The organism is Salipiger bermudensis HTCC2601, assembly GCF_000153725.1.
In the GTDB taxonomy this organism is placed as follows: Bacteria; Pseudomonadota; Alphaproteobacteria; order Rhodobacterales; family Rhodobacteraceae; genus Salipiger; species Salipiger bermudensis.
The window spans coordinates 1,356,646-1,374,490 of the sequence record NZ_DS022276.1; the positions used below are offsets into that span (position 1 = coordinate 1,356,646).

Consider the following 17,845-nt stretch of genomic DNA (forward strand, 5'->3'; position numbering starts at 1 on the left):
TGTATCGGCGCCTAACTTTCCAGCAGCTTCCAAAGGGCTCCCGATATGCACGCCTACCGCACGCACACCTGCGCCGCGCTGACCAAGGAGAACGTCGGCGAGACCGTCCGTCTGTCGGGCTGGGTCCACCGCATCCGCGATCACGGCGGTATCCTGTTCATCGACCTGCGCGACCATTACGGCATGACGCAGGTGCTCTGCGATCCCGACAGCCCGGTCTTTGCCGAGGTCGAGAAGGTGCGCGCAGAGTGGTGCATCCGCATCGATGGCGTGGTCAAGGCCCGCGACGCCGAGCTGGTGAACCCGAAGCTCCCGACCGGCGAGATCGAGGTCTTCGTGCGCGACATCGAGGTGCTCGGCACCGCGAAGGAACTGCCCCTGATGGTCTTCGGCGAGCAGGAATATCCCGAGGAAACCCGCCTGCGCTATCGCTACCTCGACCTGCGCCGCGAAGAGATGCAGCGCGCCATGACGCTGCGCTCGGACGTGGTCTCGTCGATGCGCCGCCGCATGTGGGACAAGGGCTTCCGCGAGTACCAGACCCCGATCATCACCGCCTCCTCGCCCGAGGGCGCGCGCGACTTCCTGGTGCCAAGCCGTCTGCACCCGGGCAAATTCTACGCGCTGCCGCAGGCGCCGCAGCTGTTCAAGCAGCTGATCATGGTGTCGGGCTTCGACAAATACTTCCAGATCGCACCCTGCTTCCGCGACGAGGACCCGCGCGCCGACCGCTCGCCCACCGACTTCTACCAGCTCGACATGGAGATGAGCTTCGTCTCCCAGCAGGACGTGTTCGACACGATCTCGCCGGTGATCGCGGGCATCTTTGAAGAGTTCGGCGAAGGCGCCAAGGTCGACGACCCGGCGAGCTGGCCGCAGATCCCCTATCACGAGGCGGCGCTGAAATACGGCACCGACAAGCCGGACCTGCGCAACCCGATCGAGATGCAGGACGTCTCCGAGCATTTCCGCGGCTCGGGCTTCGCGATCTTCGCCAAGCTGCTCGAGCAGGACGGCACCGAGATCCGCGCCATCCCCGCCCCCACCGGCGGCTCGCGCAAGTTCTGCGACCGGATGAACGCCTTCGCCCAGAAAGAGGGTCTGCCCGGCATGGGCTACATCTTCTGGCGCGATCAGGGCAACGGCCTCGAGGCCGCCGGTCCGCTGGCCAAGAACATCGGCCCGGAGCGCACCGAGGCGATCCGCCAGCAGCTCGGCCTCGACGTGGGCGACGCGGCGTTCTTCCTCGGCGGCAAGCCCTCGGGCTTCCAGCGCGTGGCCGGCAAGGCGCGCGATGTGATCGGCGAAGAGCTGAACCTCACCGACAAGAACCGCTTCGCCTTCGCCTGGATCGTCGACTTCCCGATCTACGAGAAGGACGAGGAGACCGGCGCGATCGATTTCGAGCACAACCCGTTCTCGATGCCGCAGGGCGGTGCCGAGGCGCTGGACGGCGATCCGCTGGCGGTCAAGGGCTTCCAGTACGACCTCGCCTGCAACGGCTACGAGCTGGTCTCGGGCGCGATCCGGAACCACAAGCCCGAGGTCATGCTGAAAGCCTTCGAGATTGCCGGCTACGGCGAGGACGAGGTCAAGAAGCGCTTCGCCGGCCTCTACACCGCGTTCCAGTACGGCGCCCCGCCGCACGGTGGCTGCGCGGCCGGCATCGACCGCATCGTGATGCTGCTGGCCGGCACCTCGAACATCCGCGAGGTCATCATGTTCCCGATGAACCAGCGCGCCGAGGACCTGATGATGCAGGCCCCCTCCGAGCCGAGCTCGGATCAGCTCATGGAGCTGTCGCTGCGGGTCATCCCGCAGGAGTGAGGCCGCACGTTCGGCACTGACGAAAGGGCGCCTGCCGGCGCCCTTTTTCGTGCCCGGCGCTGCCCCCGTCCAGCCTCTCGCGCAATTCTGCTTGCCAAACCCGCCGCCCCGCAGCATCTTCGCCTCCGGGCAGGCGATGGCGTCGCCGGTGCCGCCGAGGCACGCCCGCATCATCATCCGTCCTGCACGCCGGGACCTTGCTTTGCCACCGCGGCAGGGTCGGGTCCGACCCTCCGCGACTTCAAAGGAGGGCCTCACATGGACCGCCCCGCATTCTACCGTTTCCATCAGGGCGACCGCGTCCTGCCATTCGCATCCGAAGAGTATGACGCGCGCCTCAAGGGGCTGCGCGCCAGCATGGAGGCCGCAGGCCTGACCGCCTGCGTCTTCACCTCGATGCACAACATCGCCTATTACTCGGGCTTCCTCTATTGCAGCTTTGGCCGCCCTTACGCGCTGGTGGTCACCGAAACCGACAGTGTCACGGTCAGCGCCGGCATCGACGCAGCACAGCCCTGGCGGCGCAGCCATGGCGACAACATCACCTATACCGACTGGGCCCGGAACAACTACTGGCGCGCGATCCGCTCGGTGACCGGCGAGGGCGCCGCCATCGGCTTCGAGGGCGATCACCTGACACTGGTGCAGCGCGACCTGCTGGACGCGTTCCTCAAGCCCTCGGAGACGCTGGATATCGCGCCTGCCACGATGCGCCAGCGGATGCACAAGTCCGCCGCCGAGATCGCCCTGATCCGGCAGGGCGCGCAGGTGGCCGATGTCGGCGGCTACGCCATCCGCGACGCGATTCGCGAAGGCGCGCGCGAGATCGACATCGCCATGGCCGGGCGCGACGCGATGGAGCTGGAGATCGCCAGGCGCTTCCCCGACGCCGAGTACCGCGACACCTGGGTCTGGTTCCAGTCGGGCATCAACACCGACGGCGCCCACAACCCGGTCACCGCGCGGGCGCTCAGGCGCGGCGATATCCTCTCGCTCAACACCTTCCCGATGATCTCGGGCTACTACACCGCTCTGGAACGCACGCTGTTCGTGGGCGAAGTCGACGATGCCTCGCGCGAGATCTGGGAGGCCAACGTTGCGGCGCATGAATACGGCATGTCGCTCCTGAGGCCCGGGGCGAGCTGCGCCAAGGTCACGCAGGCGATCAACGCCTTCTTTGCCGAGCGCGACCTTCTGCAGTACCGCACCTTCGGCTATGGCCACTCCTTCGGCGTGCTGTCGCATTACTATGGTCGCGAGGCGGGGCTGGAGCTGCGCGAGGATATCGACACGGTGCTCGAGCCGGGCATGGTGATCTCGATGGAGCCGATGCTGACCCTTCCCGAAGGCCAACCCGGCGCCGGCGGCTACCGCGAGCACGACATCCTCGTGATCACCGAGGACGGCAACGACAACATCACCGGCTATCCCTACGGGCCGGCGTTCAACGTGGTCGGCTGAAGCAGGATCGGGGGCGCTGCCCCCGTCCGCGCGCGGCGCGGACTCCCCCGGGATATTTTCAGCCAGAAGAGGCCCGGGGGAGAGCGCCCCTGGCTTCTCTTCGTCAAAAATACTCCCGCCGGAGGCAGGCCGACTGCTGCGGCCGGGCGCGGTCCCGCGATATCGCGATGGCTCGGGCCAACCCGGCGGGAGCAGAGACGCCCGGGCACGGCGGCGCGGGCCGGCTGGTCAGCCGCCGAAATTGGCCATGGCGTCGAAATCCATCGCCTCGAGCAGCATCTTGCGGGTGCCGGCCTCAGGGCCCTCGACCTGCAGAAGGATCCGGTTGGCGATCAGGCCCATGGTCTGGCTGTCCTGAAGGGCGAATTTCTGGCGCCCGATGCGCTCGGTCTTCAGGCCCATGGCGCCAGCATTCATGATCATCGCGGACATGCTCGCGACCATCGGATTGTCGGCGAACATCTGCACCGTGTAGTTTTCTCCTTCCGGCGAGCCGTACTCGGCCTCGGCCGCCACGCCGCCCCCCATCATCGCCATCGCCGCGTTGGCCTCGGTATCGACCTCGCGTGTCCAGCCCTCGGGGGCCTCGGGCAGGAAGGCGCCCAGCGCGTCGGTCTTCATCTCCAGAAGCTTCGAGCGGGCGTAGTCGAGCTCTTCCAGCGCGTATTGCACATCGCCCTCCTGGTAGGCGTCGAGTGCCGATTGCAGCGTGTCGGCGATCTCGTCGGCGGAGGCCGGGGCAGCGAGCAGCGCGAGGCTCGCAGGAAGCGCGAAAAGAAAGGTGCGGGTCATGATATCTTGGCCTGAAATGGAATTGCTAACGGCGCAAAGGTGCCCCGCCAGCGGCCCGTCTGGCAAGGTGCGGATTTCCCGATCGGGGCCAGGCCGGCACAGCGACGGTTGATTTTCACGGCCCCGGCAGGTCAGGTGAGGCAGGCCGCGCGAGGCCCGCCGGAGGATCCTGCCATGCTGGCACTGTTGCGATTGTTGGGAATCGGCTTCGTCGTGCTGACGGTGATCTATGCCGCCCTGTCGCTCTGGTCGCGCCGGGTGCGGCGTCGCAAGCTCGAGGCCGAGTGGGATGAGGCGCAAGGCCCGGGCGGGCGCGCGGCCTTCGTCGAGGCCGGGCTCGCGGAGTACGATCAATCCCTGCGGCGCAAACTGATCCTGGGGGTGTATGTCGTTCCGCTTTGCCTTATTGGGCTGATCGTCTATCTGACCAATTTCCACTAGGAGGTCGTCATGCGCTACGTGAAATGGTCCATCATCGTTCTGTTCTGGGCGCTGGTCGCGGCCTTCCTGCACTACACCCTGCCGCAGCACGACATCGCGCGGATCAGCGACACCTACGAGAAGCGCATCGATCCGGGCGAGAACAGCCTGTTCTGGTCGAACGCCGCCACCGGTGAGACCCTCAACGTCACTGGCCGCGATGTGTTCTTCATCCAGACCCGGCTGAACGATGACGACGTGATGGTCTACCGCAACGAGGATACCGGCTGGGGCTGGCCGCCCTATTTCAAGTTCGACACAGCGAACCTGCAGGCCGAGGCCGCCGATTTGCGCTCCACCGCCGCCGCGCCGCAATGGGTGGTGATCCGGCATTACGGCTGGCGCAACGAGTTCCTCTCGGTCTACCCGAACGTGGTGAGCCTGCGCCCGGTGGACGGGCCCGACGTGCGCATCATCCCGTGGCTCAACATCATCCTCCTGACCCTGCTCGTCGCGGTGGTCTGGGCGCTCTACGTGCGCTGGCGGCGCTTCCGCCAGGCGCGCATCGACCCGGTGCTCGACGACATGGGCGACAATCTCGACGAGGCCGGCGGCCGCCTCAAGGGCTTCTTCCGCCGCAAGGGCTGAGGCTCAGCGCTTGCCGTAGTAGAGGCCGACCACGTGCTCGGCCTCTGCAAAGAACAGCCAGCGCGCGGTGAGTACCCCCGCAAGGTGACACGCAAGCGCCAACAGGCCGAAGAGATGCGGCATCGGCAGTTGCAGCAACAGCACCGGCAACAGCACCATCATAACCAGCGCGATGGAGCGCAGCTTTAGCGCGTGGCGGCGGGCCACCACGTAGACCATCTCGTCGAGCAGGTAGTTGCTGCCCGTGTGCGGCGGAAAGAGCGCCCGTGGCACGCCCTGCTCGCCGAGGCCTGTGGCGCTGGCAAGCGTGGTGCCCGAGCGCGCAAAGCGGCGGTCGCCATCATACCAGACCCAGAACTGCAATGCCCCGGTCAGCAGCAGCAGGCCGCTGGCAATCTCTACCCGGCCCGAGAGCAGCGCACCCCCGCTCAGCGACAGCGCGATGAACAAGATCGGGGTCGACCAGTGGTACCAGCGAGGCACCGTGCGGAGCTGGGCATAGATCATCGCCGTTGCCGCGACCGTGGCCAGTGACAACGCCGCGCTCAGCCAGCCGAGCGGCAACAGCGCGATCCCGAAGAGCAGGCCCAGCGCATGGAGCCCGGAGACGCCCAGCGCCAGCGCCGCGAGCCAGGCCTCGCGCGAGAGCCAGCTGGTGCGCCACTGGCGGAACGCCTTGAGCGCCCGGTCGCGCCGACCGAGATGGAAGCTCGAGGCGGCGAGGCCCGACAGCGCCAGAGCATAGGCGATGGCGTAGAAGGCGAAGGCCACCCAGCCCGTGGGCGGCGTCGGATCGACGCCAAGCCAGATCAAGAGCCCGAAGCCAAGCCCCGAGAGCGTGGTGAACAGGATGATCGACGGAGCCGGGTGCATCAGAGCTTCCCCAGCGTGCGGTCGAGCCAGCCGAGAAAGCCCTGCGGCTCCTCGGCCACCGGCTCGAGGAAGGGCGCCAGGACGTCGGTGTCCTCGCCCCAGCCATCGCGCGGGCGTGGGGGCAGGTACTTGTTGACCGGTTTCGTCCCCTGCTCGGGCATCAGATCAATGCCGCCGCGCGCCGCGACCAGTTGCGATACATCGCTCTCCGGGTCGGCAAGGTCGCCGAAATGTCGCGCCTCGGCCGGGCAGGTGCGCACGCAGGCGGGCACGCGGTCCTTCTCGGGCAGGGCCTCGTTGTAGATGCGGTCGACGCAGAGGGTGCATTTCTTCATCACCCCGGCGGCGAGATCGAGCTCCCGCGCGCCATAGGGGCAGGCCCAGGCGCAGAGGCCGCAGCCGATGCAGGCCTCTTCCTCGACCAGAACGATGCCGTCCTCGACCCGCTTGTAGCTGGCGCCCGTGGGGCAGACCGTGACGCAGGGCGCATCGTCGCAATGCAGGCAGGACTTGGGAAAATGCACGTGCTGGGCCGGACCGCTCTCGGGCAACACCTCGTAGCTGTGCACGCGGTTGAGGAAGGTGCCCTGCGGCGCCGCGCCCTGCGGGTCCTGATCCGACAGCGGCGCGCCATAGCCCTGATCGTTCCAGCCCTTGCAGGCGACAACACAGGCGTGACAGCCGACGCAGGTGTCGAGGTCGATCACCAGCCCGAGCCTGCGCTCGGTTCTTTCGGGCAACGCGGTCATGCCACGTCTCCCGCGCGGGAGGTCAGCTCATCCAGGAGGGGGTGTCGATGGCGTAGACATGGGTCATGCCGCCTCCGACCCCGGCGCAATAGACCAGCGGCATGCCGGCGCTCTGAGCCGCCAGCGCGCCAAGGCGCCAGGCTTCGTCCTCGTTGGCCAGAAGCGACGGCTCGGTCAGCAGATCCCACCCCTCGCGCGCACCCGCCAGCCGCATCCGGTGCGCCACTGAAAGCAGCTCCGCCGGGGTGTTCCACGCGGGCGGGAAGGCCCAGCTCCAGAGCCAGCTGTGGCTTTCGGCCCGCCACGAGGCGAGCAGTGCATAGCGCGCGTACCAGCTGCGCCCCGAGGCAGTCGTGAGCTTGAAGAGCTGGCGGTCGGGAAACACCTGCCACGTACCGCCCGGGGCCGAGAGCCCGGTGTGCTCGAAAAGATCGGGAAGACGGTCGCGGCAGAAATCCTCGGCCCGCTGAAGCTGCGCCGCAAGCGCCGGGGCCAGGGAGAGCTCGCGCGCCTGTTCGCGAAATGGACAGTAGGACCAGATCCCCTCGCCGGTATAGGCGCCGGTCCGATGCCCGGTGGGGTGTGTATCCTGTTCGTTCATCTGCTCTGCCCTGCCGTCTTTGCACGGGGAAGTTGCATGGAAATTGCGGCGGAAGTTTGGCCTTAATTTCGAAACAATGCGCAAATGAGAGGGCACAGGCAGGCGAATACATCAACAATCTCCCGTATGGCGGCGGATCGGAGAGTGCATTGGGCCGAAAGCCGGCTGGCTTTCCTCTGGTGCGGCCGACTTTTCCAGTTTCACCCTCAGGTCGAACCACGCCGCCTGCCCGGTCACCGGGTCGGAATTGGCCCACCGCATCCCATCGCCGCGCTCGGGCAGCAATTCGTGGATCAGGTGGTTGAGCAGGAAGCCCCTGGTGGCCTCGGGCGCATCTGGATCGAGCGCCCACGTCCCCTTGCGCTTGCCGATGGCGTTCCACGTCCAGACCGTGCTGGGGTTGAGCGCTGCCATGTGCGCCGCCGGCACGGTGATGCCGCCATGGCTCGAGGTGACGCGTACCCAGTCGCCATCCTGCAGCCCGAGCTTCTGCCACCAGTAGGTCGGCAGGTAGAGCGGGTTCTGGCCGTGGATCTGGCGCAGCCACGCGTTCTGGCTGCCCCAGGAATGGTACATCGCCATCGGGCGCTGGGTCAGCGCATGGACGGGGAACTCGGCCGGGTCCTCGACTGCATCCGAGAGCGGCGCGTACCAGATCGGCAGAGGGTCGAGCGTGGCGCGGATGCGCCCGCGCAAGTGCTCGGGCGGCTGCTGAGGCCCGTGCCCCTCTGCGGCCAGCTGGAAACGCCGCAGCGGCTCGCACCAGAGCTGGATCAGGTAGGGCTGCGGTGTCTCCGCGAGGCCGAATTCCACCGCCCAGTCTTGGTAGGCACGGTTCCAAGGCTTGTAATAGGCGGCCTCCGGCGGGACATGCGCGGTGAAGAAGCCACCATTGGCGATGTAGCTCTCGAGCTGCGCCGCGTTCGGCTCTCCACGCCCGTGGGTCAGCCCGGTCGGCCCCATGCGCCATCCGGCCAGCGGCCCGATGCCGGGCTTGCGCTCGTGGTTGGTGATGTAGTCGGCGTAATCGGCATAGCGGGCCGAGCCATCCGCCTCGGTCATCCCCGGAAGGCCCAGCCGGGCGCCAAGGTCGAGCAGCACCGACTGGAAGGGCCGCACGTCGCGGTCGGGCGTCAGCACCGGCCAGCGGATCGCGTCCGCCGCCGCGTCGGGCTCCGAGATCGGCCTATCAAGCAGCGAGATGCAGTCGTGGCGCTCGAGATAGGTGGTGTCGGGCAGGATCAGGTCGGCATAGGCCGCCATCTCCGAGCTGTAGGCGTCGGAGTAGATGATGCGCGGGATGATGTAGTCGCCGTCCTCGTCCTGCGCGGTGAGCATCTCCATGGTGCCGCGCGTGTTCATCGCCGAGTTCCACGCCATGTTGGCCATGTAGAGAAATAGCGTGTCGATGCGGTAGGGATCGCCCGCAGCGGCGTTCGAGATCACCATGTGCATGAGCCCGTGCGGCGAGAGCGGGTTCTCCCAGGTGAAGGCCTTGTCGATCCGCGCCGCGCTGCCGTCATCCTGCAGCGCCAGATCCTCCGGCCCCTGCGGGTAGCCCAGATGCGGGCCCTCCAGCGGCTGGCCGGGGGTGGCGCGGAACTGCGGGCGCGGGTGCGCCTCTGCGGGCTTGGGATAGGGCGGCTTGAAGCGGAAGCTGCCGGGGGTCTCGACGGCGCCCAGCAGGCTTTGCAGCAGGTGCAGCGCGCGGGCGGTCTGGAAGCCGTTGGCATGGGCGGAGATGCCGCGCATGGCATGCACCGCCACGGGGCGGCCCGGCATGGTCTGGTGTTCGACGCCGCGGAAATCGGTCCACGGCCGGTCAAGCGCCACCGGATCGTCAAAGGCGGCACGCGCCAGCTCCGCCGCCACACGCCGGATCTGCGCGGCAGAAACGCCGCAGCGCTCCGCCACTTTCTCGGGCGCGTAGGCGGGATCGAGATAGCGCTCGGCCAACTCGTGCATCACCGAGCGATGGGTGACCCCGGCGCGGCGCAGACGCCCGCGCAGGTCTGGCTCTACCCCCTCTCCATCCCACGGCGCGGGCTTGCCGGTGCGCCGGTCGAGAACAAGCGGGCGCCCCTCGGTGTCACGCAGGAAGAGGCCATGCGTCTCGGATCGTGGGTCGCTGTCGAGCAGCACCGGCGCGTTGGTGAAGCGGGCGAGGAAGTCGAGGTCGATCTGGCCGGCGCGCAACAGCTCGTGCACCAGCGACAGGATGAACAGGCCGTCGGTGCCCGGGGTGATGCCGACCCATTCATCGGCGATCGCGTTGTAGCCCGAGCGGATCGGGTTCACGCCGACGATCTTCGCCCCGCGCGCCTTGAGCTTGGCCAGCCCGAGCTTGATCGGGTTGCTGTCGTGATCCTCGGCCACCCCGAAGAGCAGCAGCAGCTTGGCGTGCTCCCAGTCGGGCGCGCCAAACTCCCAGAACGATCCACCCAGCGTGTAGATCCCCGCCGCCGCCATGTTGACCGAGCAGAATCCGCCATGCGCGGCAAAATTCGGCGTGCCGAACTGCTGCGCCCACCAGCCGGTGAAGCTCTGCGACTGATCGCGCCCGGTGAAGAAGGCAAGCTTTTCCGGCGCGGTTTCGCGCAAGGGCTTCAGCCAAGACACCGCGGTTTCCAACGCCTCTTCCCAGCTGATCTCTTCGAAGTCCCCCGAGCCGCGTGGCCCGACCCGGCGCAGCGGCGCACGCAGGCGGGCCGGTGACATCACCTGCCTGATCCCGGCGGCGCCCTTGGCGCAGAGCACGCCGCGATTGATCGGGTGGTCGCGGTTGCCTTCGATGTAGGTGAGCCGCCCCTCTTTGAGGTGCACGTTGATACCGCAACGGCAGGCGCACATGTAGCAGGTGGTCTGGCGCACCTCGTCCGAGATCTGCGGGCTCAGGTCGATGGTCGGCTGGTCGCTCATCCGCTGGCTGCTCTCCTTGCAGGAAAGCTAGGCCAGCGCTCGCACCCTGACCAGTGGCATTGCGGACACGGGCTGCGGCGTCGATGCCACAGTCGGCGCCGGGCTCAGCCGCTGCGCCCACCTTGCGCCGTGCGGCGATCGGGTCCACCTGCCCCTGCGCGCGCCGCATCGACCGCCGCGCCTTGCGTTGCAGAGCTGCGCTCGCTGCCCGCTCCCTGCCCGCGCAGCCGCGCGACGCCTGCGCGCAGATGCTCTGCCACGGTCTGGCCCCACGCGTCCCAGTTGAGATGGTCCTCGAATTCCTGCCGCGCACTCCGCGCCAGCGCATCGTACTCCTCCGGCGCCTCGAGATAGCGCTCGATCAGCGCCGCGAACTCTGGCGGTCCGCTCTTTGGCGGCAGCGCGTGACCGTTGACACCGTCGCGCACCGGCACGCCGCCGACGTTCAGGCAGAGCGATGGGAGTTTGTAGGCCGACGCCTCGCAGAAGGCGAACCCGTAGCTTTCGTAGGACGGCTGGACAAGGAAATGCGCCTCGGCAAAGACCTGCTCGAACACCGACATCTCGTCGGGCTTGGCCTTGTCGAGCTGCGGATACACCGTGACCCATTCGTTGCGATGGAAGTCCGGCGGTTCGCAGCCGATCACCGTCAGGCGCGCATCGACGCCGCGCTCGCGCAGGAGCTTCATCGTATCGAAGGCGATCGGCCCGCCCTTGGCGAACCAGTCCCGCCCGATCAGCAGCAGCCGCAGCGGCAAGCCGCGCCCCAAGGTCGACGGGCGGACCGACGGCACGGTCTTGATCCCGGCGCCCCACGGCACCATGAGCGATCGTTCCGGATCGAGCCCGTAGCGGTCGTCGGCAGCGGTCTTGAGCCATTGCGAGGGCCAGAACATCAAATCGGTGCTGCGAAACACCTCGGCCTCGCAGCGCTCGACCCAGCTGTCGAGCGCCCGACCGCCCAGATACCTGGACTCGAACTGTGCCCCGATCTCGGACTTCCGGTAGATCGTCTGAGTCGCATCCGAGGAAAACGCGGTGACCACCGGATAGGGCGGTCTTACCCGATGCAGCGCGTGAAACGCGTAGGTGCCGAAAAGCACATCATAGCGCCCACGCGACAGCTCTGACCGGACCTTGCGGGCGATCACCGGGGCCAGCGCCAGATGCAGCCGCCAGCGCAGCCGCATCTGCATCGGGTAGGACAGGCGCGCGATCCCGCGCCGCACCGGCTCGGCCAATCCCCAGCTGCTGGAGAGGATCGTCACCTCGCCGGCATGGCCCTGCAGCGCATGGTACATGTGGGCGTTGCCGCCCGAATACATGAACCTGTCGAGCGGGGAAAAGTCGCAGAGATAGGCGATCTTCAAACGCTGCTCACTCACCACTGACCTCCCGGGTCTCTCTCATACCACCTTGGCAGATGCCGGTGCAATCTGGCCGAAAGGTGTCGCGTCATGGACCATTGCGTAGCATCTGACCGGCTGTGCCATATCTGCCAGCCCGCTGCCTCGGCGGCATCCCGGAGGGCGACAAGCGCCGGCCCCGCTGCTATGGTCGCCCTGCAATCCGGGGCATGTGGGGGTCACGGAGCGCCGCGTAACGATCTGCGAAGCACGAGTATGCCGAACCCTCTCGCCTACCTCATGCTGGCCCTCTGGCCGGTGGTGACGATCGCCCTGTTCCGACGCCTGCCGGCGGATCGGGCGCTGATCCTGTCGCTGATGCTCGGCTACCTGTTCCTGCCCGAACCGCCCGCCGCCTTCGACCTGCCGCTGATGCCGCCGATGTCGAAGCACACCATCCCCGCGCTCGCTGCCTTCATGATCTGTCTGGTCAAGTTCGGTCCGCAGGGCCTGCTGATCCCGCAATCCCGACTGGCGCGCGTGCTGCTTGGCGTGTTCATCTTCATCCCGATCCTGACCACCCTGACCAATACCGAGCCGGTATTTTACGGCCAGGTCGGCCTGCCCGGCCTCGGCATCAAGGACGCCATCGCCCTGATGCTGCAACAGGCCATGCTGGTGATGCCCTTCCTGATGGCGCGCCAGTACCTCGCCGACGGCGGCTCGCAACGCTATTTCCTCGTCGCGCTGATGGTCTGCGGGCTGATCTACTCGCTGCCCATGCTGGTGGAACTGCGGCTGTCGCCGCAGCTCAACAACTGGATCTACGGCTATTACCAGCACTCCTTCGCCCAGTCGGTCCGCGGCGGCGGCTACCGCCCGGTGGTGTTCCTCTATCACGGGCTCTGGGTCTCGTTCTTCATCATGACCGCCGCCATCGCGGCCTTCGCCCTGTGGCGGCAGGACAGCCGGCTGAACACCCTCAGAACCCTGCTTTGCGCGCTCTACCTGCTGCTCGTGCTGGTGGCGTCGAAATCGCTGGGCGCGCTGCTTCTCGCCTCCGCCGCCCTGCCCTGCCTGCTGTTCCTGAGCCGGCAGATGCAGATCCGCATCGCCCTGCTGCTCGGCCTTCTGGCCATCGCCTACCCGGTCATGAAAGGCGCCAACATCATCCCCGAGGACCGCATCCTCGCCGCCGCCGCCAGCTTCGACGAAGACCGTGCGCGCTCGCTCGAGTTCCGCTTCGGGCAGGAGCGGATCCTGCTCGACCGGGCGACCGAGAAACCGGTGTCCGGCTGGGGCAGCTGGGGGCGCAACCACATCCTCGATCCGGTCTCGGGCGTCATCCTCACTGTCGCCGACGGGCGCTGGGTCATCATCATCGGGGTCTATGGCTGGATCGGTTTCCTTGCCGAGTTCGGACTGCTGGTACTGCCGATCTTCCTGCTCTGGCGCGAAAGCCGCAACGGCGGCGCCGACCATATCTCGCCCTTCATCGCGCCGCTGTCGCTGATGCTGGCCGTCAACGTCGCGGACCTGATCCCCAACGCCACCCTGACACCCCTGACATGGCTGCTTGCCGGGGCGCTGACCGGCTATGCCGAGCGCATGAAGTCCATGCGGCGTCTGGCGCGAACGACCTCGAGGCGCGAGCTCGAATGGCAATCCATCATGTGAGGCCCACGCATGGCTGAGACTTCCCAACCCCGCGTCCTCGCCATCGCCGAGGCGGCCAACCCCGAATGGGTCAGCGTGCCGCTGGTCGGCTGGTCGCTGGCCTCGGCCCTGCGCGCGGTGGCCGACGTGCATATCGTCACCCAGATCCGCAACCGCGAAGCCTTTCTACGCGCGGGTCTGACCGAGGGCACCGATTTCACCGCCATCGACTCCGAGGCCTTCGCGCGCCCGATGTGGCAGCTCGCCGAAAGGCTCCGCATGGGCGAGGGCAAGGGTTGGACCATGGTGCAGGCGATCAACGCCCTCAGCTATCCGCATTTCGAGCGGCTGGTCTGGAAGCGCTTCGGCGCCGAGATCCGTGCCGGCAGCTGGGATATCGTGCACCGCATCACGCCGCTGTCGCCAACGATTTCCTCCACTCTGGCGAAGCGCTGCGCGCGCGCCGGTGTGCCCTTCGTGCTCGGCCCTCTGAACGGTGGCGTCACGTGGCCCAAGGGCTTCGAGGCCGAGCGACGGCGCGAGAAGGAATGGCTGAGCTACCTGCGCTCGGCCTACAAGCTGATGCCGGGCCGCGGCGCGACACTCGACCACGCCGCCGCCATCCTCGTGGGCTCGCGGCACACCGAGGGCGAGATTCCGTCGAAGCACCGTGCCAAGACCCTCTACCTCCCGGAAAACGGTATCGATCCGGCGCGATTCAATCGCACAGCCACGCCCGCGCCCGAGGGGCTGCGCGCCTGCTTCGTCGGACGGCTGGTCCCCTACAAGGGGCCGGACATGCTGCTCGAGGCCGCCGCGCCGCTGCTGCGCGACGGCCGGATGCGGCTCGAGATCATCGGCGACGGCCCGATGATGCCCGATCTCGTGACGCAGGCCGAAGCGCTCGGCGCCGGCGGCGCGGTCACCTTCCACGGCTGGAAGCCGCACGAGGAGGTGCAGGACATCATAGCCGGCTGCCACCTGCTCTCCTTCCCCTCGATCCGCGAATTCGGCGGCGGCGTGGTGCTCGAGGCGATGGCGCTGGGTGTGGTGCCGCTGATCGTCGATTATGCCGGCCCCGGAGAGCTCGTGGTGCCGGGCACCGGACTCAAGGTGGCCTGCGGCACCCGCGCCGAGATCATCGCGGGCTTCGCGACCGAACTGGCGCGGCTGGCAGACGACCCCTCCGGCCTGCCGGCGATGGCCACGGCGGCACAGGCGCGCGTCGCCAGCCACTTCACGTGGGCGCGCAAGGCCGCGCAGGTGGCGGAGGTTTATGACTGGGTGTGCAGCGGGCGGCCAGCCCCCGCGCCGAAGGTTTTCTAGGGCCGGACGGCGTTGACCAAAGCGCAACCTTTGCGCCCTAGCGTCCGTCCCGGTGCGGCCGCGCCTTCATTTCGCCCCAGTTGCCCTTGATAGGCAGCCAAGGGCGCGACCCACACGTGTCGTCGTGCCAGTGTTCCCGGAGAACCCGGATTTCGAGTGATGAAACAGTCCGCACCCATGCAAGACGCATCGGACCGTGAAGACCGAAGCCCCGGATCGCTGCCCTATCGCAGCGATATCGACGGTCTGCGCGCCATCGCCGTGCTGGCCGTGGTGCTCTATCACTTCGGCGTTCCGGGTCTCGAGGGCGGCTTCGTCGGGGTCGACATCTTCTTCGTGATCTCCGGCTTCCTGATCGGCGGCATCCTCTGGCGTGAATATGATGCCACCGGGCGCATCTGGCTGCGCCACTTCTACATCCGCCGCTGCCGCCGCCTCGCCCCGGCCTTCTTCACCATGGTGCTGGTTACCGCCGTCCTGAGCTGGGCACTGCTGCTGCCGTTCGAGTTCCGCGAGCTGGGCAAGCAGCTCATTGCCGCGACGATCTATCTCTCGAACGTGCTGTTCTTCGGTCAGGCCGGCTATTTCGACACCGCCTCGGACGAAAAGGCCCTGCTGCACACCTGGTCGCTCGCGGTCGAAGAGCAGTTCTACATCTTTCTGCCGCTGCTCATACTGCTGCTGTCGCGCAACCGCCGCGCCCTGCTGGCGGCGCTGGTGGGCTGCTGGATCGCCTCGTTCCTTGCCTGCGTCTGGCTCACCCCGCCCTACCAGACCGCCACCTTCTACCTCTTCCCATTCCGCGCGTGGGAGCTGCTGAGCGGTGTGCTTCTGGCGATCTGGGGCTGCGAGAGCGGGCGGCGCTGGCGCGGCCACACGGTGCTGAGCCTGGCCGGGCTGATGCTGGTCGCGTGCTCGATCCTGCTGATCCCCGCCGGGCCGCTGTTCCCCGGTCTGCTGGCGCTGCTTCCCGTGCTCGGGACGCTGCTCCTGCTTGCCAATGGCCGCGGGCAGAACCCGGTCAACCGGATACTTTCGACGCGCGAGGCGGTGTTCTTCGGCAAGATCTCCTACTCGCTCTACCTCTGGCACTGGCCGGTGCTGGTGCTGTCGCTCTACCTCCGTGGCGCATATGCCGGGCTGTGGGAGGCGGTACTGTGGATGACGCTGTCGGTGGGGCTGGCGTGGCTGTCATGGCGCTATGTCGAGACACCGGTGCGCCGCGCGCGGGTGCCGGGCTTCGTGATCCTCGGCGGCACCGCGACGGCCTCGGCCGCCACGCTGGCGCTTGGCGCGTGGCTCTATGTCAATGACGGGCTGCCGAACCGCTTCGGCCCCGAGACGCGCATCCATATCGCGGCCTCGGGCGACTTCCTGCAGGACTGGAGCCGATGCCGCACCCCCTCCGAAGGTCCTCTGATGGGGCTGGAGGTCTGCCCCATCGGCCCCGAGGGCGATCCGGAGGTGCTGGTCTGGGGCGACGGCCACGTGCGTGCGGTCAAGGAGGGGCTCGACCTCGCCGCGCACGAGGCCGGCCGCCCCGGCCTGATCATCTGGCGCGCCGGCTGCCCGCCGCTCTTCGGCATTCGCAAGGTCGAGAGCGCGGCGACGCTGGCGCAGGACACCGCCTGCACCAATGCCAACCTGCAGATCGGCCAGAGCTTCCAGCGCCTGCCGAGCCTCGAAACCGTGCTGCTGATCGGCCGCTGGAGCTACTATGCCAACGGCACCGGCATCGGGCGCGACGCCGGGAACACCATCGCCGTGCACCCGCTCGAAGCGCCCACCCGGCTCGACGCCCGGCAATCCGACATCGTCGCCGCGGCGGCCCGGGCCACCGTCGCCCGGCTGCTCGACCCGTTCGACGAGGTGGTGGTGCTGCGCCAGCCGCCCGAGATCGCGCAATACGACAGCCGCCTCGCCGCGCGCGAGGCAGCGCACGAGGGCTGGCCGCTGGCGCGCGAGGCGGTCACGCAGACCAGCATTCCGCGCACCGCCCTTGCCCAGCGCATCGCCCCTGCCGAGGCACCATGGCGCGCCATGGCCGAGGACGGCGCGATCCGCTGGATCGACCCCTGGCCGCGGCTCTGCGACGAGGGTGCCTGCCAAGCGCTGAACGGCGACACGGGCTATTACTTCGACAACAACCACCTCACCAACTCCGCCGCGCTGGCGTTACGGGACCTCTTCGCGCCGGTCTTTTCCGGCGACCGCGGCACCGGCTCGTGAGCGCGCTGGAGGGCAATTGGGACGTCATCGGCACCGGCATCGGTGGCGGGACGGTGGGGCGGGCGCTTGCCGAGGCCGGATAGAAGGTGCTATTCCTCGAGCAGTGCGTGCCGTTAACCGGGCCGAGCGCAACGGGCAAGCTGAAGGATCTGCTTCTGCTGCGGCGGCGCTGGCCGCGCCGCCTGGTCTGAGGCGCTTCAGTGCTGCGGCGTGCGGAAGCGCTGCAGCATCGCCGCGAACACCTGTCCCGGCAGGATCGCCAGACACTTCACGTAGCGCGGCAGCAATCGTTTCGGGCTGCTCAGCGCGCGCCACAGCCATTCCACCGCGAAACGCCGCGCCCATTCCGGTGCCCGCGTCTGGGTGCCGGCAAGGAAATCGACCCCCGCACCGATCGAAGCGAAGCCCATATGCGGCAGCTTGCGGCGTCCGGCGGCGGCGAAGATTTCCTGCTTGGGGGCGCCCAGCGCGATGAAGCACAGCCCCGCGCCCGAGGCGCCGATCTGCTCGAAGATCGCGTCGGCCTGCGCGCCGGTCGGGTCAAAGCCCATCGGAGGCGCGACGGTGGCCACCACCTCGAGATCGCGCACTTCGCGTTCGAGATAGCTCTTGGCGGCAGCAAGCGCCGGCTGCGTGCTGCCCACCAGCGCCACGCTCACGCCCTGCTTGGCGGCGATTCGCGCGATCGGAAACAGCGCGTCCGAGCCCGGGATCAGCTCGACCGGGCGCTTGGCCAGCCACGACATCCAGACGATCGGGTTGCCGTCGGCGGTGACGAAATCCTGCGCCGCGTAGGCGCGCCGGAACTGCGGTGATTGGCGCAGTTTCACAAGATGGTCGAGATTGATCGTGGCAAGGGCGAAGCCCTGACGTTGGGCAAGACGCTCGGTCACGCGGGCCTGCAACACGGCCCAGGTCGGGACATTGACCGAAACCCTCTCGCCGGACACCTTGAAATCCATAAATCGTCGCATCCAATACACACCCTGCCCTCTGTC

At 67.7% G+C, this 17,845-nt stretch carries 14 protein-coding genes; 7 read left to right on the forward strand and 7 right to left on the reverse strand.

All coding sequences use genetic code 11. From position 1 onward, the window contains the following. Positions 1 to 45: 45 nt before the first annotated feature. Together aspS and R2601_RS06480 are read left to right on the forward strand one after the other, a co-directional pair. On the forward strand, positions 46 to 1,827 hold the full coding sequence (gene aspS, locus R2601_RS06475) for an aspartate--tRNA ligase (protein ID WP_007795386.1): 1,782 nt from the start codon (positions 46 to 48) through the stop codon (positions 1,825 to 1,827). Positions 1,828 to 2,085: 258 nt separating this feature from the next. Next, the gene (locus R2601_RS06480) at positions 2,086 to 3,288 is read left to right on the forward strand and encodes an aminopeptidase P family protein (RefSeq protein ID WP_007795388.1); all 1,203 of its coding nucleotides are present in this window, start codon (positions 2,086 to 2,088) and stop codon (positions 3,286 to 3,288) included. 228 nt (positions 3,289 to 3,516) lie between these two features. On the opposite strand, the gene R2601_RS06485 is transcribed toward R2601_RS06480, so the two are convergent. Then, positions 3,517 to 4,080 carry a hypothetical protein gene (locus R2601_RS06485; protein ID WP_007795390.1) on the reverse strand — a complete coding sequence of 188 codons (564 nt, stop codon included), beginning with the start codon at positions 4,078 to 4,080 and terminating at the stop codon, positions 3,517 to 3,519. Positions 4,081 to 4,254: 174 nt separating this feature from the next. Between R2601_RS06485 and R2601_RS06490 the strand changes: the two genes are divergently transcribed. Both R2601_RS06490 and R2601_RS06495 read left to right on the forward strand, forming a co-directional pair. Then, positions 4,255 to 4,521, forward strand: coding sequence for a hypothetical protein (locus R2601_RS06490; RefSeq protein WP_007795393.1), 267 nt, complete (start codon positions 4,255 to 4,257; stop codon positions 4,519 to 4,521). A gap of 9 nt (positions 4,522 to 4,530) precedes the next feature. Then, positions 4,531 to 5,148, forward strand: coding sequence for a DUF1523 family protein (locus tag R2601_RS06495; RefSeq protein ID WP_007795396.1), 618 nt, complete (start codon positions 4,531 to 4,533; stop codon positions 5,146 to 5,148). A gap of 3 nt (positions 5,149 to 5,151) precedes the next feature. On the opposite strand, the gene R2601_RS06500 is transcribed toward R2601_RS06495, so the two are convergent. The 5 genes from R2601_RS06500 to R2601_RS06520 all read right to left on the reverse strand — a co-directional run bounded on the left by R2601_RS06500 (position 5,152) and on the right by R2601_RS06520 (position 11,675). Beyond that, positions 5,152 to 6,021 carry a dimethyl sulfoxide reductase anchor subunit family protein gene (locus R2601_RS06500; protein ID WP_007795399.1) on the reverse strand — a complete coding sequence of 290 codons (870 nt, stop codon included), beginning with the start codon at positions 6,019 to 6,021 and terminating at the stop codon, positions 5,152 to 5,154. Beyond that, a complete protein-coding gene (locus R2601_RS06505) occupies positions 6,021 to 6,770 on the reverse strand; it encodes a 4Fe-4S dicluster domain-containing protein (RefSeq protein ID WP_007795402.1) in 750 nt (249 codons plus the stop codon). The genes R2601_RS06500 and R2601_RS06505 overlap by 1 nt, the downstream gene beginning before the upstream one ends. Before the next feature lie 22 nt (positions 6,771 to 6,792). Continuing rightward, positions 6,793 to 7,371, reverse strand: coding sequence for a DUF6882 domain-containing protein (locus R2601_RS06510; protein WP_007795405.1), 579 nt, complete (start codon positions 7,369 to 7,371; stop codon positions 6,793 to 6,795). A 111-nt stretch (positions 7,372 to 7,482) separates the two neighbouring features. After that, complete coding sequence (locus R2601_RS06515; protein WP_007795407.1) at positions 7,483 to 10,290, reverse strand: molybdopterin oxidoreductase family protein; 2,808 nt, start codon at positions 10,288 to 10,290, stop codon at positions 7,483 to 7,485. A gap of 104 nt (positions 10,291 to 10,394) precedes the next feature. After that, positions 10,395 to 11,675 carry a glycosyltransferase family 4 protein gene (locus R2601_RS06520; RefSeq protein ID WP_110740043.1) on the reverse strand — a complete coding sequence of 427 codons (1,281 nt, stop codon included), beginning with the start codon at positions 11,673 to 11,675 and terminating at the stop codon, positions 10,395 to 10,397. A gap of 237 nt (positions 11,676 to 11,912) precedes the next feature. Between R2601_RS06520 and R2601_RS06525 the strand changes: the two genes are divergently transcribed. The 3 genes from R2601_RS06525 (at position 11,913) to R2601_RS06535 (ending at position 16,847) form a co-directional block, all read left to right on the forward strand. After that, the gene (locus R2601_RS06525; protein ID WP_007795412.1) at positions 11,913 to 13,313 is read left to right on the forward strand and encodes a hypothetical protein; all 1,401 of its coding nucleotides are present in this window, start codon (positions 11,913 to 11,915) and stop codon (positions 13,311 to 13,313) included. A gap of 9 nt (positions 13,314 to 13,322) precedes the next feature. Continuing rightward, the gene (locus tag R2601_RS06530) at positions 13,323 to 14,618 is read left to right on the forward strand and encodes a glycosyltransferase family 4 protein (RefSeq protein ID WP_007795414.1); all 1,296 of its coding nucleotides are present in this window, start codon (positions 13,323 to 13,325) and stop codon (positions 14,616 to 14,618) included. Positions 14,619 to 14,795: 177 nt separating this feature from the next. Then, positions 14,796 to 16,847: an acyltransferase family protein gene (locus R2601_RS06535; RefSeq protein WP_007795416.1), complete on the forward strand. Its 2,052-nt coding sequence runs from the start codon at positions 14,796 to 14,798 to the stop codon at positions 16,845 to 16,847. Positions 16,848 to 17,044: 197 nt separating this feature from the next. Here R2601_RS06535 and R2601_RS06540 read toward each other — a convergent pair whose 3' ends face one another. After that, the gene (locus tag R2601_RS06540) at positions 17,045 to 17,809 is read right to left on the reverse strand and encodes a WecB/TagA/CpsF family glycosyltransferase (RefSeq protein WP_007795420.1); all 765 of its coding nucleotides are present in this window, start codon (positions 17,807 to 17,809) and stop codon (positions 17,045 to 17,047) included. Between the last annotated feature and the right edge of the window lie 36 nt (positions 17,810 to 17,845).

Excerpts from the sequence above, each read along its gene's own strand:
- R2601_RS06490 (WP_007795393.1), top strand. The coding sequence starts at position 4,255 with ATGCTGGCACTGTTGCGATTGTTGGGAATCGGCTTCGTCGTGCTGACG.
- R2601_RS06525 (WP_007795412.1), top strand. The coding sequence starts at position 11,913 with ATGCCGAACCCTCTCGCCTACCTCATGCTGGCCCTCTGGCCGGTGGTG.
- R2601_RS06500 (WP_007795399.1), bottom strand. The coding sequence starts at position 6,021 with ATGCACCCGGCTCCGTCGATCATCCTGTTCACCACGCTCTCGGGGCTT.
- R2601_RS06535 (WP_007795416.1), top strand. The coding sequence starts at position 14,796 with ATGCAAGACGCATCGGACCGTGAAGACCGAAGCCCCGGATCGCTGCCC.
- R2601_RS06495 (WP_007795396.1), top strand. The coding sequence starts at position 4,531 with ATGCGCTACGTGAAATGGTCCATCATCGTTCTGTTCTGGGCGCTGGTC.
- aspS (WP_007795386.1), top strand. The coding sequence starts at position 46 with ATGCACGCCTACCGCACGCACACCTGCGCCGCGCTGACCAAGGAGAAC.
- R2601_RS06480 (WP_007795388.1), top strand. The coding sequence starts at position 2,086 with ATGGACCGCCCCGCATTCTACCGTTTCCATCAGGGCGACCGCGTCCTG.
- R2601_RS06510 (WP_007795405.1), bottom strand. The coding sequence starts at position 7,371 with ATGAACGAACAGGATACACACCCCACCGGGCATCGGACCGGCGCCTAT.
- R2601_RS06530 (WP_007795414.1), top strand. The coding sequence starts at position 13,323 with ATGGCTGAGACTTCCCAACCCCGCGTCCTCGCCATCGCCGAGGCGGCC.
- R2601_RS06505 (WP_007795402.1), bottom strand. The coding sequence starts at position 6,770 with ATGACCGCGTTGCCCGAAAGAACCGAGCGCAGGCTCGGGCTGGTGATC.
- R2601_RS06540 (WP_007795420.1), bottom strand. The coding sequence starts at position 17,809 with ATGGATTTCAAGGTGTCCGGCGAGAGGGTTTCGGTCAATGTCCCGACC.
- R2601_RS06515 (WP_007795407.1), bottom strand. The coding sequence starts at position 10,290 with ATGAGCGACCAGCCGACCATCGACCTGAGCCCGCAGATCTCGGACGAG.
- R2601_RS06485 (WP_007795390.1), bottom strand. The coding sequence starts at position 4,080 with ATGACCCGCACCTTTCTTTTCGCGCTTCCTGCGAGCCTCGCGCTGCTC.